Genomic DNA, 18,237 nt, shown 5'->3' with positions numbered 1-18,237 from the left:
CTCCATTCGGAGGCTTTTGCGCTGATGCGAGCGACTGACTAGCTACGTGCCAAGAATTTCTCGGCGAGGCGAACCCAGTATGTTGCGCCCAGCGGCAGCAACTCGTCATTGAAATCGTAGCTTGGATTGTGCAGCATGCATGGCCCCAGACCGTGGCCTTGCTCGCGGTGATCACCATCGCCATTGCCGATGAAGGCGAAGCAGCCCGGTCTCTCGATCAGCATGAACGAGAAATCTTCGGCGCCCATGGTCGGATCGATATTGGCTTCCACGTTATCCGCCCCGACGAGCTCACGCATGACTGCTGCCGCGAACTGCGTTTCAGTTTCCGTGTTCACGGTCGGCGGATAGTTGCGGTGGAAGACGAAGTCGACCGTGCAATCGTATGCGGCGGCGATGCCCTTAGAGACTTCTTCCATGCGGCGCTCGATCAGGTCGAGGACTTCTGTGGAGAAGGTGCGTACCGTGCCGCCGATCCAGGCTTCGTTCGGGATGATGTTGGTCGCATCGCCGGCATGGAACTGAGTGACGGAGAGGACCGCGGTGTCGATCGGGCGTTTGTTGCGCGTGATGATGCCTTGCAGCGCCGAGACCACCTGAGCGCCGACAAACACCGGGTCGTTGCCGTTGTGCGGTAGCGCTGCGTGCGCCCCTTTGCCTTTGATCGTGATGCGGAATTCGTTGCTCGACGCCATCAATGCGCCGGCCCGCGTCCCGAATGCGCCGACCGGAACGCCCGGCCAGTTGTGCAGGCCGAAGACGGCGTCGCATGGGAATCGATCGAACAGGCCGTCCTTGATCATCTCGCGTGCGCCGCCGCCGCCTTCTTCGGCGGGCTGGAAGATCAGGTTCACGGTACCGCTGAAATTGCGGTGCTTGGACAAGTAATGCGCCGCGCCGAGCAGCATTGCCGTGTGGCCGTCATGGCCGCACGCGTGCATCTTGCCGTCGTGCTTGGAGCGATGCTCGAACTGGTTGGCCTCGGCGAGCGGTAACGCATCCATATCGGCGCGCAGGCCGATGCTCTTGCCCTCACCGTTACGGATAACGCCGACCAGCCCGGTCTTACCCAGGCCGCGATGTACTTCGATGCCCCATTCGGCAAGCTTGGCGGCGACCAGATCGGAGGTGCGTTGCTCTTCGAAGCAGAGTTCGGGATGCGCGTGAATATCGCGTCGCAGCGCCTGGATCTCGGGCTGCGCGGCTTGGATTTCTGGGATCAGCTTCATGAGGATGCTCGTGTTCTGGCTGAAAGTTCGGAGTCACGTTCGATGATACGCCGAAGGGCGGTTTCCGGCCCGCCATCAACCAATTGCTCGATCCGTCCATGCAGTCTTGTATGGATTCTTCACGCCATGGCCTGTGCGGTTTCGCTTACAGCAGGAGCCGAACCGCCGAAACGCCTACACTGGAGCTTCGCCAGTCGACCGCGCCACCTTCCCAGCTTCCCGTCGCGGTTCTCTAAGCACCAGGTGACCGAACAGAGCCCATCATGTCCGCCGACGTTATCGCTGCCGCATCGCAACCTTCCGACGAAGTTCTGCAATTGATTCGCACGCTGGTGGCGTTCGATACAGTCAGCCGCAATTCGAACCTCGGATTGATCGAATGGGTGCGCGATCGCTTGCGCGCTCAGGGGGCGGAATGCCGGCTCACGTATGACGCGACGGGGGGGAAGGCGAATCTGTTTGCGACGCTGTCGCCGGGCCGAAAACCGGGGCTCGTGCTGTCGGGGCATACCGATGTGGTGCCCGTCGATGGCCAACCGTGGGATGCGAACCCGTTCGACGCGCAGATCCGCGACGGCCGCCTATACGGGCGCGGCACGGCCGACATGAAAAGCTTCATTGCCGTGGCGCTTGCCAACGTGCCCGCGTTCATGGCGGCGGAGGGAGACGCCAGCTTCCATCTCTCGCTGTCGTACGACGAAGAGATCGGCTGTGTGGGCGTGCGCAGCCTGCTGCGTGATCTGGAGGCCAGCGGCATTCAGCCGGCCGGTTGCATCGTCGGAGAGCCTACGTCGATGCGCGCCATCATTGCCCACAAGGGCAAGCGCGAATACCGATGCTGCGTGCGCGGCAAGGAAGCGCATTCGGCACTGACACCGCAGGGCGTGAATGCGATCGAGTTTGCGGCACTGCTGATCGCGCATATCCGATCGCTGGCCGCGCGTCTGGCGGCAGAAGAGGCGCGCGATGTCGCCTTTGTCGTGCCGCATACGACGTTGAACACGGGCACGATCAAGGGCGGTATTGCTACCAACGTGGTGCCGCGCGATTGCGAGTTCACCTTCGATTTCCGCTATCTGCCGGGCACCGATCCGGATTGGCTCTTCGGCGAAGTCGAACGCTATGCGCGGCAGACGCTGCTGCCGCAAATGCGTGAAGTTTCCGCCGACGCTGACATCAGCTTCGCCATGAAGGCCAACACGCCCGGCCTGTCGATTGCGCCGTCGCACCAGCTGGTGTCGCTGGCGCAAGCGTTGGCCGATAGCCGGGGCATGGTCGGCAAGGTCGACTATGGGACGGAAGCGGGATTGTTCTCGCGCGCTGGCATTCCGACCGTGGTGTGCGGTCCGGGCAATATCGAGCAGGCGCACAAGCCGAACGAGTACATCGAACTCGCGCAGATCGCGCAGTGCGAAGCCTTCATGCGGCGGCTCGCGCAACGGCAGCCGCAGTTGCAGCCGGCGTGAACGAAAAAAACCGGGCACTTGGCCCGGCTTTCTTTGCGGCGATGTGAGATCAGCGGATCACTTGGCCGTTCGAGTTGATGATCGTCATCTCAACGAACTTGGAGCCCACGTGGTTGGACGGCGAGAAGTTCACGTTGAAGCCGCCCACGTCGTAGTTGCCCATCGACTCCAGCGCCCCGATGAACTTCTCGCGCGTCAGGTCGCGGCCGGCGCGCTTGAGACCTTCGACAAAGACGCGCGCAGCGACGTAGCCCTCGATGCTGCCGTAGTCGAAATCGGTAATGCCATCCGATTTGAGCAGCTTTTGGTAATCGCGCACGACGGGCGATGCACCGCTATACGGATACGGCATCACTTGAGAGATGATCACGCCGCCACCAGCCTTGCCGAGTGCATTGGCCAGCGCCTTGGTGCCGACAAACGACACGTTGTAGAACTGGCCCGCATAGCCCTGGTCTTGCGCGCCCTTCACGAGGGCGGCCACGGTCTGGTACGCGCTGATGACGACAACCGCGTCCGGCTTTTGCGCCAGCACGGTGGCAATCGAACTCTTCACGTCGGTCGTATTCCGGACGACGCTGGCTTGCGCCACGAGCGTCACTCCCTGGTTTGCCGGCAATTTGAGTGCGCGCTGAATACCGTCGAGGCCCGCCTTGCCGTAGGCGTCGTCGTTATAGACCACGGCAATGCGCTTGAGGCCCGTGGTGTGGATCTGCTGGACGATGGCGGCGGTTTCATCGTTGTAGCTGGCGCGCACGTGGAACACATTGCGCGCGAACGGCTCGCGCAGCGCCGAGGCGCCGGAGTACGGCGCAAAGAAAGGCACGCCCGCCGGATTGGCGATCTTCAGCGCCGCCAGGCTGGTCGGCGTACCGACGTAGCCGAACAGCGCGAACACCTTGGTGTCTTCGATGAGCGTCTTGGTGTTGCGGGCTGTGGCATCGGGTTCGTAGAAATCGTCGAGCACCTTCAGCTCGATCTTGCGACCGTTGACGCCGCCTGCTGCATTGACGGCGTTGAAGTAAAGCTGGGCGCCGCGGTTCATCTGCTGACCGAGCTGTGCCGCCGGGCCACTCATCGGCGCGGATTGGCCGACGATGATTGCGTCGTTGGTTACGCCCGTCTCGGCGTGCGCGCCGCCGGAAGCCATGCCGACGATGCCCGCTGCGAACATGGCCAGCAGCCCGGTGATTCTGCGAGATTGCATTGCTCTCCCCCGAGAGTTGATTTGCCCGGCATCATAGCTAAACGGGCAGGGGAGGCAAACAGAATCGGGCGGGTTGCGTCGCTTTTGAGCCTTTTTGAGACAGAGAAGGCGCGCGATGTGCTCGCTTTCCTTCACATGGGGGGGCATTTCAGGCGCCTTCGGCCACCCGTCGCTTCATCACCGCCAGCAGCACGGCGGTGACGACGGTGCCGGCAACCAGCGCCGCCACGTAGCCGCCCAGGTGCGTCACCGCATTCGGGATCGGCAGCACGAAGGCCCCGCCGTGCGGCACGCGCAGTTCCACCCCGAACAGCATCGACATGGCACCCGCGCACGCTGAGCCCGCCACGAGCGCGGGAATTACGCGGAACGGGTCGCGCGCGGCATACGGGATCGCCCCCTCGCTGATGAACGCGAGGCCGAGCACGGCGGTGGCGCGCGCCGCCTGGCGTTCGTCGCGCGTGAACCGCGACGGGAACAGCCATGCCGCCAGCGCGATGCCCAGCGGCGGCGTCATGCCCGCGGCCATCGTGGCTGCCATGGGCGTATAGACCTGCGCGCCGATCAGCCCGGTGCTGAAGGCATACGCCGCCTTGTTGATGGGGCCGCCCATGTCGAAGGCCATCATGCCGCCCAGCAGAGCGCCCAGCGGGACCGCATTGGCGCCTTGCATGCCACGGAGCCAGCTCGTGAGCGACGCGAGCAGTGCGGCAACCGGCGCGCCCACCACATACAGCATCACCAGGCCCGTCAGCAGGCAGCCGAGCACCGGCAGGATCAGCACCGGTTTCAGCCCTTCCAGGTTGCGCGGCAGCTTCAGCCAACGGTTGAGCGCCTCGGTGCCATAGCCAGCGACGAACCCGGCGACGATGCCACCGAGAAACCCGGCCCCCAGGCTCGCGGCCAGCATGCCTCCGACCATCCCCGGTGCGATGCCCGGCCGGCTGGCGATCGAATACGCGATGTATCCGGCGAGCACGGGCACCATCAAGGCAAACGCCGACTTGGCCCCGATCTGGAACAGCGCGCCGCCCAGCGTGTGACTGGCCGAGGCGTCCGTCACGTAGATGCCGCCGAGGGCAAACGCCAGCGCAATCAGGATGCCCCCCGCCACCACGAAGGGCAGCATGAATGACACGCCGGTCATCAGGTGCTTGTACGGGCCGGTGCGTTGTTGTTCTGCAGCGGCGGCCGCGGTGAGCGTCGATTGCGCCGCCCCGGAGCTTTCTACGGAGGCCTCGTCGAAGGCGCGGCGGATCAGCGCCTGCCCGTCATGGATGGCAGCTTTGGTGCCGGCGCGGAAGACGCGCTTGCCGGCAAAGCGCGACAGGTCCACCTGCGTATCTGCGGCGATCAGCACGAGATCCGCACTTGCAATGGCGTCGGCCGACAGCGTGTTCTGTGCGCCAACCGAGCCCTGCGTCTCCACGTGGATCGTGTGACCGAGCGCGCCGGCGGCCTGCGTGAGCGCCTCGGCGGCCATGAAGGTGTGCGCGATGCCGGTCGGGCACGACGTGATGGCGACAATGCGCCGAGCTTGCACACCCGATTCCGGCGCGGGTGAGGTGTTCTGCATCACGCGGGCCAGCACCGCCTGCGCGTCGGCCAACACCTCGTCGAGCGTGACTTCCAGCGTGCGCGGATTGGCGTGACGAGCGGCCGCATCGGGCGACAGGCCCGCCCAGACGACGGCCTCGGCGGTGGCCAGCGCCGCCGTGTCGACGACCGAGGCCGTCTCCGGGCCGCGCACGTCGACGTCGAGCTTGCAGCCGGATTCGCGCGCCGCGTGGCGCAGGGCCGCGCCGGCGAGCATCGCGCGGGTGGTGCGGCCGTCCGCACCGAGAATTGCCAGCAGGTTTGCCATGATCGGCTCCTTGAATGCGTTGAGCGTGTGGCGATGCGATGGTCGGGGCGTCAGGCCACGCGCTGCATCTGGACGGCGGCGGCGCGTTCGCGCACTTCGGCTGGGGCGGGGAGGTGCGGCCCCAGGCGCTGCAGCTTGCACGCGGCAAAGGCCACCGAAAGGCGCACGGTCTCTTCCATGCCGGCACCGGCGTGCCAGCCGGCCAGCACGCCGGCCACCATGGCGTCACCCGCGCCGACGGTACTGGCGGCGCGCACAGGCGGAAGGCTCGCTTGCCATGTGCCGTCTGCCGTGACGAACAGCGCGCCGTCTTCGCCGAGCGACACGATGACCTGCTTCACGCCACGCGCGTGGATGGCGCGTGCCACGTCCACTGTCTCAGCGAGCGTGGGCAGCGATGCACCGGCCCACAGCTCCAGCTCGTGCCGGTTGGGCTTGATGGCCGTCGGCAGCGCGTCGCGTGGTGCGGCAAGGACCTGCGCGAGCGGGGCGCCGCTGGTGTCGAGCAACGTGGGTATGCGGCGGCGGTTCAGCAGCGCCAGCAATGTTACGTAGGCATCCGGCGGCAAGCCTCCGGCCAGGCTGCCGCACAGCGCCGCGCCCGCAATGTCGGAGAGCGCGTCAATGCGTTCGCACAGCGCGTCGAAGTCGGCGGGCGTGGCGTCAATGCCGGGTAGATTGATGTCGGTGGTCTGCCCGTCTGCCTGGTCGCTGATCTTGATGTTGGTGCGATTGGTGCCGGGCACGCGGCAGAAGCCGTCGACCACGCCCTTGCGCGCAAACAGCGCCTCGAACAGTTCAGCATTGGCGTCGCCGAGGAGGCCCGTTGCGATGACCGGCACCTGCCAGTCGGCGAGGCAGGCTGCGACGTTGACGCCCTTGCCGCCGGCTTGTTGCGTGACGCTGCGGCCGATGTTGACGCGGCCGCGTTCGAGGCGCTCCAGCCCGACGGTCATGTCGATGGCCGGGTTGAGCGTGACGGTGACGATGTGCGACGGGCGGCTCATGCGGCCTTCTCCTCGCCACTGGCCTGCATCGGGAAGGCGGTTTCCAGGGCGCGCACCTCTTGAGCGGAAGCGCAGGCCAGCGCGCGTTCTGCGAGCTGCGATAGCGCGCGGAGGTGCACCTCGCGCAACCGCGCCTTGACCGGCGCAATATCGCGCGGGCTCATCGACAACTCGTGCACGCCGAGCCCCGTCAGCAGCAGCGCGCCGAACGGGTCTCCGGCCAGCCCGCCGCATACGCCGACCCAGCGCCCGTGGCGGGCGGCGCCTTGCCGTGGCGGGCGGCGCCTTGCACCGTCTGCTGAATCAGACGCAGCACGCTCGGATGCAGACTGTCGGCCTCGGCGGCGAGGTCGGGATGCTGGCGGTCGATCGCCAGCGTGTATTGCGTGAGGTCGTTCGTTCCGATGGAGAAGAAGTCGACGTGCTCGGCCAGCCGATCGGCTAGCAGTGCAGCGGCGGGCACCTCCACCATGATGCCCAGCGGCAGCGACGGCGCGTCGAGTTCTGCGCGGATGCGTTCGCAGGCGGCGCGCAAGGCGGTCACCTCCTCCAATGACGTGATCATCGGGAACATGATCGACAGCGCCGCGCTATCGCCGGTATTTCCGGCATCACGGGCGGCCCGATAGAGCGCGCGCAGTTGCGGCTCCATGAGGTCGGGGCGGCGCAGCAGCAGGCGCGCACCGCGCACGCCCAGGAACGGGTTCTCTTCCGTGGGCAGGTTCAGATGCGGGACCTGCTTGTCGCCGCCGATATCCAGCGTGCGCACGATCAGCGGACGGCCGCCAAGGGCTTTGAGCATGTCGGCGTAGACCGCGTATTGCGTGTCTTCGTCCGGCGCGTGGTCGCGTTCGAGGAACAGGAATTCGGTGCGCATCAGGCCGACGCCTTCCGCACCGAGCGTGAGCGCTTCGACCGCTTGTGCCGGCAGGTTGACGTTGGCGGCGATCTCCACCGCGTGGCCGTCGCGCGTGCGCGCGGGCAGGCCTCGCTCCGCCTCCTCACGCTGCGTGCGCGCGGCGTCTTCCTGCAGCCATGCGCGGGCGCTCGCGATGCTGGCGTCATCGGGATCGAGCACCAGACGGCCGCCCGTGCCGTCGATGATGGCCTGCGTGCCCGTCGCCACATCGAGCACGGCCGGGCCGGCGGCCACGACGGCCGGGATGCCCAGCGTGCGCGTCAGGATGGCCGTGTGCGAGGTCGGACCGCCTTGCGCCGTGACGATGCCGATGATGCGTCGCGTATCCAGCGCCGCCGTATCCGAAGGCGACAGGTCCGCCGCCACCAGGATGCAGGGCGTGTCGGGCAGCGTTTGCGCCGCACTGCGCAGCGACGGATCGATATGGCCGAGCACGCGTCGTCCCACGTCGCGCAGGTCGGCCGCGCGCGCGGCCAGCAGCGGATTACCGAGCGCGCCCAGCCGCTCGGCCAAGCGCTCGACGGCCTGATGCCACGACCACGCCACGCCGTGGCCTTCGACCATCGCCTGGCACGTCAGCGTCATGAGATCGGTGTCGCCCAGCAGTTCGGCCTGCGCCTTGAAGATGCCCGCTTCGGCTTCGCCCAGACGGGCGGCGGTGTCGCGTGCCAGCGCTTGCAGCTCGGCGCGCGTGCTGGCCAGCGCCTCGTCCAGCAGATCGCCGCCGGTGGTCAGTGCGACGGGGTGATCGGGCACGGTCGACGCGCCGTGCTGCAAAACGTGGATGGGGCCGATCGCCAAGCCGGGGCTCGCCGCAATGCCGCCGATGGCGGGCAGCGCCGTGTCGGCTTGCCAGCCGTGCGCGGTCTGGCGCGTGCGGGCCGCCTGCGTGTCGCGCGCCGCCTGGGCGCGTTCCTGCGCCGTCAGGCCGCGGATGGTTCGTTGCAGGGCGTCCAGCGCCATGCCGGCGTCCGGGCCTTCCGCAGAAACGATGAGCTTGGCGCCGGCCGCCAGCCCCAATTGCAGCAACGCCACGAGATTCTTTGCATCGGCGGTTTCGTCGCCATGGCGGACTTGCACCCGCGCGGCAAAGCGACGCGCGGTTTCCACCCACTGCGCGGCCGGACGGGCGTGCAGGCCGCTCGGGTATTCCAGCGTCAAGTTGCGTTGCTCGGCGAGGTCGGTGCCTGGTGTGCCGGCGGCGGGCGCGGGCGCGTCGCTGGAGAGGGCGGCAACAAGCTCTTCAGCATTCTGCGTAGTGAAGAGCTGCCGCAGGCGCGTGTCGTCATTCAGCAGCCGCGTCAGCCGGCGCAGCAGCGTGATGTGCTCGTCCGACTGCGCGGCGATGGCAAACACGAGGTGCGTCGTCTGGCCCGGGTGCCATTCCAGTCCATCCGGAAACTGCAGAACCGCAATGCCGGTCTGGCGGATCAGGTGACGGTCCTCGCCCATGCCGTGCGGAATGGCGACGCCGTGGCCGAGAAACGTGTTGGCCACGGTCTCGCGGCGCAGAAGGCTGTCGATATAGGCCGGGTCGATGCAGCCGGCGTCGGCCAGCAATTGGCCGGCGGCGCGGATGGCGCTTTCCTTGTCGGTGGCGCGTTGCTGCAGACGGATGCGTTCGGCGCAGATCAGGGCGGAAGCCATGCGGCGGGTCTCCTGCGGCTGCCGTGCTCCAAGGCCCGGCATGCGTGTCGTCGATGATCGCGAATTGAAATCGATTACAGTTGGAGTGTCAATGTGCGATGCCACACAAAGTGACGTCTATTCCGGTATTTACGGGGTTTTCCCTAGGCGACCGAGGCGTTGGTGACGATGCGGTCATTGGATATGATGACGATTTCAATGGAAACGATTTCAGCATGACGGTTCGAATCAAGGACGTGGCAGCGGCGGCGGGGGTGTCGGTGGCAACCGTGTCGCGCGCGCTCGCCGGCGGCCCCGTGAGCGCGGAACTGCGCCGGCGCGTCGATGCGGCGGTGGCGGCGTCCGGGTATCGGCCGAACCTGTCGGCGCGGCGGCTGCGCTCGCAGCAGGCCCAGACCGTCGGGCTGATCGTCTCCGACATCCGCAATCCGTTCTTCACCAGCGTCAGCCGGGCGGTGGAAGACGCGGCCTACGCGGCTGGCCTGCGCGTCATCCTCTGCAATTCCGACGAAGACCCGGAGAAGGAGGCGATGTACCTGCGCCTGATGGAAGAGGAGCGCGTGACTGGCGTGATCCTCTCGCCGACGCGCGGCATTGCCGAAGCGCAGCAACCCGTGGACCTTGGCTACCCGGTCGTGCTGATCGACCGTGCCGGCCCGACATGCGGCACCGATGCCGTCGTGCTCGACAACCAGCAGGCGGCGCAAGCGCTGGCCGAGCACCTCGCCGCGCAGGGGTACCGGCGTATCGGCGGCCTGTTCGGGCGGACGAGCAGCACGGGCGCTGAGCGTCAGGCCGGATTCGCGACGGCGCTGGCACGCCACGGCATCACCGCCGAGGCACGCTTCATCCTGCCGACCGCCGAGGCCGCGGAGGCCGAGACGCTGGCGTGGCTGTCCGGCGCGGAACCTGATCGCCCCGACGCGCTGGTCGCGAGTAACGCGCAATCGCTGCTCGGCGTGCTGCGTGCGTTGCGGCGGCTGTCGCTCGACGTACCGCGTGACATCGCTGTGGCGGGCTTTGATAACGAGCCCTGGACCGAACTCGCCGGCCCGGGCATCACCGTGATCGAGCAGCCGGTGTACGACATCGGCCGGATGGCGATGGCGATGCTGCAGGAGCGCCTCGCGCAACCCACCTTGCCGACGCGCCGCGTGCTGCTGACTGGGCGCCTGGTCACGCGCGGTTCCACGCCGCTGCGAAGCCCCTAGCGGGCGATTACAATTTCCGGATACTTGCGGTGGTGCGACGACACCGACATGCACCCGCCGCCACCCACTCCGGAGCCCCCTGATGTCCACCCAAGTCATCCGTGCTGCCTGCCCGCACGACTGCCCCGACACCTGCGCCTTGCTTGTCACCGTCGAGGACGGCCGCGCCACCCGCGTACAGGGCGACCCGGACCACCCGACCACCGCCGGCGTGCTGTGCACCAAGGTCAATCGGTATGCAGAACGCACGTACCACCCCAACCGCCTGTTGACACCAATGAAGCGTGTGGGCGCCAAGGGCGAGGGCAAGTTCGAACCGATTTCGTGGGATGAGGCCATCGACACCATCGCCACGCGCCTGGGCGACATTGCTGCGCGCAACCCCGAAGCCATCCTTCCGTACAGCTACGCCGGGACGATGGGCCTGGTGCAGGGCGAAAGCATGGCCGCGCGCTTCTTCCACAAGCTGGGAGCGTCGCTGCTGGATCGCACGATCTGCGCATCGGCCGGGGCGACTGCGCTGCGCTACACGTACGGCGCGAGCCTCGGCATGGACATCGAGCACGTGCAGGACGCCAAGCTGATCCTGATCTGGGGCGCCAATCCGATCGCGTCGAACCTGCATTTCTGGACGCGCGCGCAGGAAGCCAAACGGCGCGGCGCCACGCTCGTCGCCATCGATCCGTATCGCTCGCTGACGGCCGAGAAGTGCCATCGCCATCTGGCGGTGCGCCCCGGTACCGATGCGGCGCTGGCGCTGGCGATGATCCACGTGTTGATTCGCGACGATTTGCTCGACCACGATTACATCGCCAATCACACGCTCGGTTTCGAGGCGCTGCGTGAGCGCGCGCAGCAATACACGCCGGAATACGCGGCGACGCTGTGCGGGGTGGACGCTGCGGATATCGAGTGGCTCGCCAAGCTGTACGGCACGACCGTCGTGCGCGACAAGCAGCCCGCGGCCATTCGCCTGAACTACGGCATGCAGCGCGCGCATGGCGGCGGGCAGGGCGTGCGGGCGGTCGCATGCCTGCCGTCGCTGGTGGGCGCGTGGCGCGATGCAGCGGGCGGGCTGCAGCTGTCGACGTCCGGTTTCTTCCCCATCGACAATGCCAAGCTGCAGCGTCCCGACCTGTTGCCGAGCTGGCCCGCGCTGCCGCGCACGGTCAACATGAGCACCATCGGCGATGCGCTGCTGCATGCCGGCGATGCGACGTTCGGCCCCAAGGTCGAGGCGGTGGTCGTCTACAACAGCAACCCCGTGGCGGTGGCGCCGGACTCGCGCAAGGTCGCCGCCGGTTTTGCGCGCGAAGACCTCTTCACCGTGGTGCTGGAGCATTTCCAGACCGACACCGCCGACTACGCCGACATCCTCCTGCCCGCCACCACGCAGCTCGAACACGTCGATGTGCACAAGGCCTATGGCCACACCTACGTGCTGGCCAACAACGCTGCCATTGCGCCCATGGGGCAGTCGCTGCCGAACACGGAGATCTTCCGCCGCATCGCCAAGCGTATGGGTTTTAACGACGCCTGCTTTGCCGACTCGGACGACGACATCGCCAGCCAGGCCGTGCGCCGTGACGACCCGGCCGCCGCGCACATCGACTGGGCCACGCTCAAGCGCGAGGGCTGGCAGAAGCTGGCGCACCCGGCCGCGCCGCTCGCACGCGGCGGCTATCGCACGCCGTCCGGCCGCTGCGAGTTCTATTCCGAGCAGATGGCCAAGGACGGGCTCGATCCGCTGCCCGGCTATGTGCCGCCGCATGAGTCGGCGATCAGCACGCCTGAGCTGGCGAAGCGTTATCCGCTGTCGATGATCTCGCCGCCGGCGCGCAACTTCCTGAACTCCACCTTCGTCAACGTCGACAGCCTGCGCAACACCGAAGGCGAGCCGCATCTCGACATCCATCCCGACGATGCGAATGCGCGCGGCGTCATCGATGGCGAGCTTGTCCGCATCTTCAACGATCGCGGCACCATGCAGGCGCGCGCCCGCGTGACCGACCGTGCGCGGCGCGGCGTGGTCGTCGGCCTGTCGATCTGGTGGAAGAAGCTCGCGCCCGACGGTACCAACGCCAACGAGCTGACCAGCCAGCGCCTGACCGACATGGGCCGTGCGCCCACCTTCTACGATTGCCTGGTCGAGGTCGCGCCGTTGGCACAGGCTGCCTGACGGGGCGATCATGCGGGCCGCACGCGCGCTGTGTCTTGCGCTGTCGCTTGCCGGTTCGGCGTTGCTGGCCGGCTGCGACACCGTCGGTTATTACTACCAGTCCGTCAGCGGACATCTCTCGCTGATGGCGCAGCGCGAGTCGATCGACCAAGCCATCGACGACGCCCGGCAGGCTCACAACGACAAGCTCGCCAAACGCCTGGAGGATGCGCGCAGCATCCGCATCTATGCGTCGCGCGAGCTGGGCCTGCCCGACAACGGCAGCTATCGGGTCTACGCCAATCTCAAGCGTCCGTTCGCGGTGTGGAACGTGTTTGCGGCGCCGGAGCTGTCGGTCAAGCTCAAGGAATGGTGTTTCCTCGTCGTCGGCTGCGTGACGTATCGCGGGTATTACGACCGCAACGCCGCCATGGCCTACGCCGACACCCTGCGCGCCCAAGGCCTGGACGTGGATGTGGCCGGCATTCCTGCGTATTCCACACTGGGTTATTTCGACGACCCGTTGCTCAATACCTTCGTCGGCCTGCCGGAAGGCGAGCTGGCGCGGCTCATTTTTCATGAGCTGGCGCACCAGGTCGTCTACGCCAAGGGCGATACCGCGTTCAACGAATCGTTTGCCACTGCCGTGGAAACCATTGGCGTCGAACGCTGGCTGGCGGATGCCGCTACGCCGGAAATTCGCGCGGAATACGCCACGTACGACGCGCGCCGCGTACAATTCCGCGCCCTGCTGCTGGAGTACCGCAACCGGCTGGAGACGCTGTATGCGAGCCCCGTGTCGGACGACGAGAAGCGCGCCGGAAAACGCGCCATCTTCGCGAGCCTGCAGGCCGATTACGCCAAGCTCAAGGCAAGCTGGGGCGGTTATACCGGTTACGACCGTTGGTTCGCGCAGCCGCTGTCGAACGCGCATCTGGGGGCCGTCGCGAGCTACCTGGAATGGGTGCCGGCGTTCACGGCGCTGTACCACCGTGATGGCGGCGACTGGGCGCGCTTCTATGCCGACGTCAAAGCGATGGCGCGCGAGCCCAAACCGCAGCGCGACGCCGCCCTGCGATTGCTGGCGCCGCCGGCGATGGCGACGTCGGCGGGCATTACGCAAAAGTGATGCCGACAGCGGTTTCTGCACCAGTTTCAAGCAGGGCCGACCGGCTGAGGGAACTGTCTAAGTTGTTGTTTTGACACAGACATCCGCGTAGGATGCCGAAAAAAACGAACGACCATTCGAAAAAAATCGACAATCGCCAGGAGACACACCCATGGATAAGCCGTGGCTGAAGCAGTACCCCGCCGGGGTGCCGGCCGAGATCGATGCGTCGCAGTACCGATCGCTGGCCCATCTGCTTGAGGATTCTTTCCAGAAGAACCGCAACCGCCGTGCATTTGAATGCATGGGCAAGGTGCTGACCTACGGCGAGCTGGATACGCTCTCGCGCCAACTGGCGGCCTGGCTGCAATCGCGCGGTCTCGCACCTGGCGCCCGCGTCGCGCTGATGATGCCGAACGTGCTGCAGTACCCGGTGGCGTTGGCCGCCGTGCTGCGTGCCGGCTATGTGGTCGTCAACGTCAATCCGCTTTACACCCCGCGCGAACTGGAACACCAGCTCAAGGACAGCGGCGCTGAAGCCATCATCATCCTGGAGAACTTCGCGACGACGCTGCAGCAGGTGCTGCCCAATACACCGGTCAAGCACATCGTGGTGGCCAGCATGGGCGACATGCTCGGCGGGCTGAAGGGCATGCTGGTCAATTTCGTCGTGCGCAGCGTTAAGAAGATGGTGCCGGCGTGGGAGCTGCCCAACTGCATCCGCTTCAACACGGCGCTGCAAGAGGGCGCCAAGCAGACGCTCAAGCCGACCTCCGTCGGCCCCGACGACGTGGCCTTCCTGCAATACACGGGCGGCACGACCGGCGTGTCGAAGGGCGCGACGCTGCTGCATCGGAACATCGTCGCCAACGTGCTGCAGTCCGAAGCGTGGATGAATCCGGCGCTCACCAAGCCCGGCCGCGATGGCCGCATGCTGGCCGCCGACGAAGAGATCGTCACCATTACCGCGCTGCCGCTGTATCACATCTTCGCGCTGACGGTGTGCTGCCTGCTGTCGATGCGCAAGGGCGGGCTGGCCGTGCTGATCCCGAATCCGCGTGACATCCCGGGCTTCATCAAGGTGCTCAAGCAGTACCGCTTCCACATGTTCCCGGCCGTGAATACGTTGTACAACGCGCTGCTGAACCATCCCGAATTCAAGGATGTCGACTGCTCCAACCTGCGCGTGGCCAACGGCGGCGGCATGGCGGTGCAGGAGGCGGTGGCCAAGAAGTGGCTGGAGGTGACGGGGTGCCCGATCATCGAAGGCTATGGCCTGTCGGAGACCTCGCCGTCGGCCATCTGCAACCCGACCGATACCGACAAGTTTTCGGGCACCGTTGGTTTGCCGATTCCGGGCACTGAAATCGCCATTCGCGACGACGAAGGCCGCGACCTACCGATAGGCCAGGCGGGCGAAATCTGCATCCGCGGCCCGCAGGTCATGGCGGGCTACTGGAAGCGCCCCGACGAGACCGCCAAGGTCATGTACGCCGACGGCTTCTTCAAAACCGGCGACGTGGGCGTGATGGACGAGCGTGGCTACACCAAGATCGTCGATCGCAAGAAGGACATGATTTTGGTGTCGGGCTTCAACGTGTATCCGAACGAGATCGAAGGCGTGGTGGCGATGTGCCCGGGCGTGCTGGAAGTGGCGGCCGTGGGTGTGCCCGACGTGCATTCGGGCGAGGTGGTGAAGCTGTTCGTGGTGCGCCGTGACCCGACACTGACCGAACAGAAGCTGCAGGAATTCTGCAAGGACCAGCTCACCGGCTACAAACGCCCGAAGTTCATCGAGTTCCGCAACGAGCTGCCGAAGACCAACGTCGGCAAGATCTTGCGCCGCGAACTGCGGGACGAGGCGATGAAGAAGCGAGCCTGAGTCTGCGTAGCTGCAATAAAAAAGCCGCGAGGAATCGCGGCTTTTTTCATGGCGGTCAGCCGACGTACAGCAGGATGCTGACGAACTGGCACGCGCTGCCCGCCAGCACGAACAAATGCCAGATGCCGTGGAAGTGCCGCACCTTCTCGTCAAAGAGAAAGAAGCCGATGCCGATCGTGTAAAGCGCACCTCCGGCCACCAGCCACCACAGGCCCGGCGCAGGCAGGGCGGCTGCCAGCGGCCCCATGGCGATCAGCACCAGCCAGCCCATCACCACGTAGATCAGCAGGGAAAACAGGCGCGTGCGACGGCCGATCCAGAGTTCCTGCGCAATGCCGATGGCCGCCAGCGCCCAGTTGATGCCGAACAGCGCCCAGCCCCAGGGGCCGCGCAACGTAACGAGCGCAAAAGGGGTATAGCTACCGGCGATCAACAGATAGATGGCGCAATAGTCGAGCCGCTGGAAGATGCTTTTGGCCGGCCCGCGCACGCTGTGATACAGCGTGGAGATGGTGTAGAGGAGGACGAGCGTCGTGCCGTAGACGACGGAACTGACGACCTTCCACGCGTCGTGGTGCAGGGCGGACGACGTTACCAGAACGGCCATGCCAGCGGCGGCAAGGATGGCCCCGGCCAGGTGGCTGAAGCCGTTGAAACGTTCTCCGCGATACATACGCTGATCTCCAGAAAAAACGGGTTCTCCCTACAATGCCCCAATGCCCGGCACCGATCTCAAAATCACCCCTCAATTGTCCATTCCGGAGTCCGAACTGGTCGAGCGCTTTGTGCGCGCAAGCGGGGCGGGTGGGCAAAACATCAACAAGGTATCGACGGCGGTGGAGTTGCGCTTTGACATCGCCCAATCGCCGTCGTTGCCGGAGGCATTGCGGGCTCGCCTGTTGGGAAAGCGCGACCGACGCTTGACCGACCAGGGCGTGATTGTGATTGATGCGCAACGGTTTCGCACGCAGGACCGCAACCGCCAGGATGCGCGTGAACGTCTGATCGCGTTCATCGCGACGGGGCTTTCGGTGCCGAAGTCGCGGATCGCCACCAAGCCCACGCGCGCTTCCAAGACGCGCCGTCTGGAAGGCAAGCGCGCGCGTGGCGACGTCAAGCGTGGTCGCTCGGGCCGCCACTCGTGGGATTAAGCGCGTCGCTATGCGCGGTCCTTACATCAGCCGGGTATCACGCGTTTCGCGCATGCACAGCACGCCGATCAGGCTGACCACCGCGGCCGCCGACACATACATGCCGACCCAGCTCAGGCCGCCTTGCTCAGCCAGCTTCTGCGCGATGTACGGCGCAATCGACGCGCCCAGAATACCGCCCAGGTTGTACGACACGCCGGCGCCCGTGTAGCGCACGTTGGTCGGGAACAGCTCCGGCAGCAGCGCGCCCATCGGCGCGAAGGTCACGCCCATCAGGAACAGCTCGATGATGAGGAACAGCGCCACCAGCGGCGTCTGCCCACTCCCCAGCAGCGGCGCCATGGTGAAGCCCGACAAAATGGCTGCGACGATGCCGACGATCAGCACCGGCTTGCGCCCAAAGCGGTCCGACGCCCACGCTGACAGCGGCGTCGCCAGCCCCATGAACACCACAGCCAGGCACAGCAGCCCCAGGAAGCTCGGGCGCGAGAAGTGCAGCGTACCCACGCCGTACGACAGCGAAAACACCGTCGAGATATAGAAGAGCGTGTAGCAGACGACCATGGCCAGCGCGCCCAGGAGCGTCGGCCACCAGTGGCGTGCCAGCAGTTCGGCGACGGGCACCTTCACTCGTTCGTGCCGATCGATGGCCGCCTGGAAGGCCGGTGTCTCGGCGATCTTCAATCGCACATACAGGCCCAACGCCACGAGCACGGCGCTCACCAGGAACGGCACGCGCCAGCCCCAGCTGCGGAACTGCTCGTCCGATAGCGCGATCGCCAGGCCAAAGAACAGCCCGTTCGATGCCAGGAAGCCCACCGACGGCCCCAGCTGTGGAAACATGCCAAACCAGCCGCGCTTGCCCTGCGGCGCGTTCTCGGTGGCCAGCAGCGCCGCGCCGCCCCATTCCCCGCCCAGGCCGATGCCCTGGCCAAAGCGCAGGATGCACAGCAGGACAGGCGCCAGCGTGCCGATGCTGTCATAGCCTGGCACTAGCCCGATCAACGTGGTGGAAATGCCCATCACCAGCAGCGAGGCCACGAGCGTGGATTTGCGCCCGATCCGGTCGCCGAAGTGGCCGAACAGGAACGAGCCGATCGGCCGTGCGATGAACGCGATCCCGAACGTGACGAACGCCGACAGCGCTTGCGCCGTGGCCGATCCGTGCGGAAAGAACACCGGCCCGATCACCAGCGCCGCGGCCGTGGCGTAGACGTAGAAGTCGTAGAACTCGATGGCCGTGCCGATGAAGCTCGCAAAGACGATGCGCGAGCGGCTGGCGTCGGTGGCCGCGTCCGAGGCGGACGACGCCAGGGTCGGGGAAGTCGAAGAGGACATGCAGGTCTCCCGGGGACGTTGCGTTGTTGTCGTTATGAAGGCCGCCCATT

Annotated in this window: 12 protein-coding genes and 1 pseudogene; 6 read left to right on the top strand and 7 right to left on the bottom strand. The window is 66.2% G+C overall.

Translation table 11 applies throughout. The features are described 5' to 3' along the window. Positions 1-38 precede the first annotated feature (38 nt). On the bottom strand, positions 39-1,229 hold the full coding sequence (locus FUT88_RS03515; protein ID WP_147213831.1) for a M20 aminoacylase family protein: 1,191 nt from the start codon (positions 1,227-1,229) through the stop codon (positions 39-41). A 263-nt stretch (positions 1,230-1,492) separates the two neighbouring features. Here FUT88_RS03515 and argE point away from each other — a divergent pair, with 263 nt between their 5' ends. Then, on the top strand, positions 1,493-2,695 hold the full coding sequence (argE, locus tag FUT88_RS03510) for an acetylornithine deacetylase (protein ID WP_147213830.1): 1,203 nt from the start codon (positions 1,493-1,495) through the stop codon (positions 2,693-2,695). 49 nt (positions 2,696-2,744) lie between these two features. Here the strand turns inward: argE and FUT88_RS03505 are convergent, their stop codons facing one another. The 4 genes and pseudogenes from FUT88_RS03505 to ptsP form a co-directional block, all read right to left on the bottom strand. Further along, positions 2,745-3,902: an ABC transporter substrate-binding protein gene (locus FUT88_RS03505; RefSeq protein ID WP_147213829.1), complete on the bottom strand. Its 1,158-nt coding sequence runs from the start codon at positions 3,900-3,902 to the stop codon at positions 2,745-2,747. A gap of 148 nt (positions 3,903-4,050) precedes the next feature. Next, positions 4,051-5,766 carry a PTS fructose transporter subunit IIC gene (locus FUT88_RS03500; protein WP_147213828.1) on the bottom strand — a complete coding sequence of 572 codons (1,716 nt, stop codon included), beginning with the start codon at positions 5,764-5,766 and terminating at the stop codon, positions 4,051-4,053. A 50-nt stretch (positions 5,767-5,816) separates the two neighbouring features. After that, positions 5,817-6,773: a 1-phosphofructokinase gene (pfkB, locus tag FUT88_RS03495; protein WP_147213827.1), complete on the bottom strand. Its 957-nt coding sequence runs from the start codon at positions 6,771-6,773 to the stop codon at positions 5,817-5,819. After that, a pseudogene (ptsP, locus tag FUT88_RS03490) lies at positions 6,770-9,339 on the bottom strand (phosphoenolpyruvate--protein phosphotransferase). Before ptsP ends, pfkB begins: the two are co-directional and overlap by 4 nt. A gap of 215 nt (positions 9,340-9,554) precedes the next feature. On the opposite strand from ptsP, the gene FUT88_RS03485 reads away from it, so the two are divergent. From FUT88_RS03485 to FUT88_RS03470, 4 genes are all read left to right on the top strand, one after another. Further along, positions 9,555-10,550 carry a LacI family DNA-binding transcriptional regulator gene (locus FUT88_RS03485; protein ID WP_147213826.1) on the top strand — a complete coding sequence of 332 codons (996 nt, stop codon included), beginning with the start codon at positions 9,555-9,557 and terminating at the stop codon, positions 10,548-10,550. An 82-nt stretch (positions 10,551-10,632) separates the two neighbouring features. Continuing rightward, positions 10,633-12,729 (top strand): molybdopterin-dependent oxidoreductase, encoded by a 2,097-nt coding sequence (locus FUT88_RS03480; RefSeq protein ID WP_147213825.1) that lies wholly within the window; start codon positions 10,633-10,635, stop codon positions 12,727-12,729. A 10-nt stretch (positions 12,730-12,739) separates the two neighbouring features. Beyond that, complete coding sequence (locus tag FUT88_RS03475) at positions 12,740-13,837, top strand: aminopeptidase (protein WP_147213824.1); 1,098 nt, start codon at positions 12,740-12,742, stop codon at positions 13,835-13,837. Between the two features lie 151 nt (positions 13,838-13,988). Then, on the top strand, positions 13,989-15,698 hold the full coding sequence (locus FUT88_RS03470) for a long-chain fatty acid--CoA ligase (RefSeq protein WP_147213823.1): 1,710 nt from the start codon (positions 13,989-13,991) through the stop codon (positions 15,696-15,698). A gap of 55 nt (positions 15,699-15,753) precedes the next feature. Here FUT88_RS03470 and trhA read toward each other — a convergent pair whose 3' ends face one another. Further along, entirely contained in the window at positions 15,754-16,371 is a 618-nt protein-coding gene (gene trhA, locus FUT88_RS03465; RefSeq protein ID WP_147213822.1) for a PAQR family membrane homeostasis protein TrhA, read from the bottom strand. A 43-nt stretch (positions 16,372-16,414) separates the two neighbouring features. On the opposite strand from trhA, the gene arfB reads away from it, so the two are divergent. Then, entirely contained in the window at positions 16,415-16,849 is a 435-nt protein-coding gene (arfB, locus tag FUT88_RS03460; protein WP_147213821.1) for an alternative ribosome rescue aminoacyl-tRNA hydrolase ArfB, read from the top strand. A 21-nt stretch (positions 16,850-16,870) separates the two neighbouring features. On the opposite strand, the gene FUT88_RS03455 is transcribed toward arfB, so the two are convergent. Continuing rightward, positions 16,871-18,187, bottom strand: coding sequence for an MFS transporter (locus FUT88_RS03455; RefSeq protein WP_147213820.1), 1,317 nt, complete (start codon positions 18,185-18,187; stop codon positions 16,871-16,873). Between the last annotated feature and the right edge of the window lie 50 nt (positions 18,188-18,237).

The sequence above is a fragment of the Ralstonia sp. TCR112 genome, assembly GCF_007997035.1.
Taxonomy (GTDB): Bacteria; Pseudomonadota; Gammaproteobacteria; order Burkholderiales; family Burkholderiaceae; genus Ralstonia; species Ralstonia edaphi.
The sequence above is the reverse complement of the archived record's forward strand: the minus strand, read 5'-3'. Positions and strand labels throughout refer to the sequence as shown.

What these genes read in the sequence shown, in the direction of transcription:
- FUT88_RS03500 (WP_147213828.1), bottom strand. Translation starts at nt 5,766, where the DNA reads ATGGCAAACCTGCTGGCAATTCTCGGTGCGGACGGCCGCACCACCCGC.
- arfB (WP_147213821.1), top strand. Translation starts at nt 16,415, where the DNA reads ATGCCCGGCACCGATCTCAAAATCACCCCTCAATTGTCCATTCCGGAG.
- FUT88_RS03480 (WP_147213825.1), top strand. Translation starts at nt 10,633, where the DNA reads ATGTCCACCCAAGTCATCCGTGCTGCCTGCCCGCACGACTGCCCCGAC.
- FUT88_RS03475 (WP_147213824.1), top strand. Translation starts at nt 12,740, where the DNA reads ATGCGGGCCGCACGCGCGCTGTGTCTTGCGCTGTCGCTTGCCGGTTCG.
- pfkB (WP_147213827.1), bottom strand. Translation starts at nt 6,773, where the DNA reads ATGAGCCGCCCGTCGCACATCGTCACCGTCACGCTCAACCCGGCCATC.
- FUT88_RS03505 (WP_147213829.1), bottom strand. Translation starts at nt 3,902, where the DNA reads ATGCAATCTCGCAGAATCACCGGGCTGCTGGCCATGTTCGCAGCGGGC.
- FUT88_RS03470 (WP_147213823.1), top strand. Translation starts at nt 13,989, where the DNA reads ATGGATAAGCCGTGGCTGAAGCAGTACCCCGCCGGGGTGCCGGCCGAG.
- FUT88_RS03515 (WP_147213831.1), bottom strand. Translation starts at nt 1,229, where the DNA reads ATGAAGCTGATCCCAGAAATCCAAGCCGCGCAGCCCGAGATCCAGGCG.
- FUT88_RS03455 (WP_147213820.1), bottom strand. Translation starts at nt 18,187, where the DNA reads ATGTCCTCTTCGACTTCCCCGACCCTGGCGTCGTCCGCCTCGGACGCG.
- argE (WP_147213830.1), top strand. Translation starts at nt 1,493, where the DNA reads ATGTCCGCCGACGTTATCGCTGCCGCATCGCAACCTTCCGACGAAGTT.
- trhA (WP_147213822.1), bottom strand. Translation starts at nt 16,371, where the DNA reads ATGTATCGCGGAGAACGTTTCAACGGCTTCAGCCACCTGGCCGGGGCC.
- FUT88_RS03485 (WP_147213826.1), top strand. Translation starts at nt 9,555, where the DNA reads ATGACGGTTCGAATCAAGGACGTGGCAGCGGCGGCGGGGGTGTCGGTG.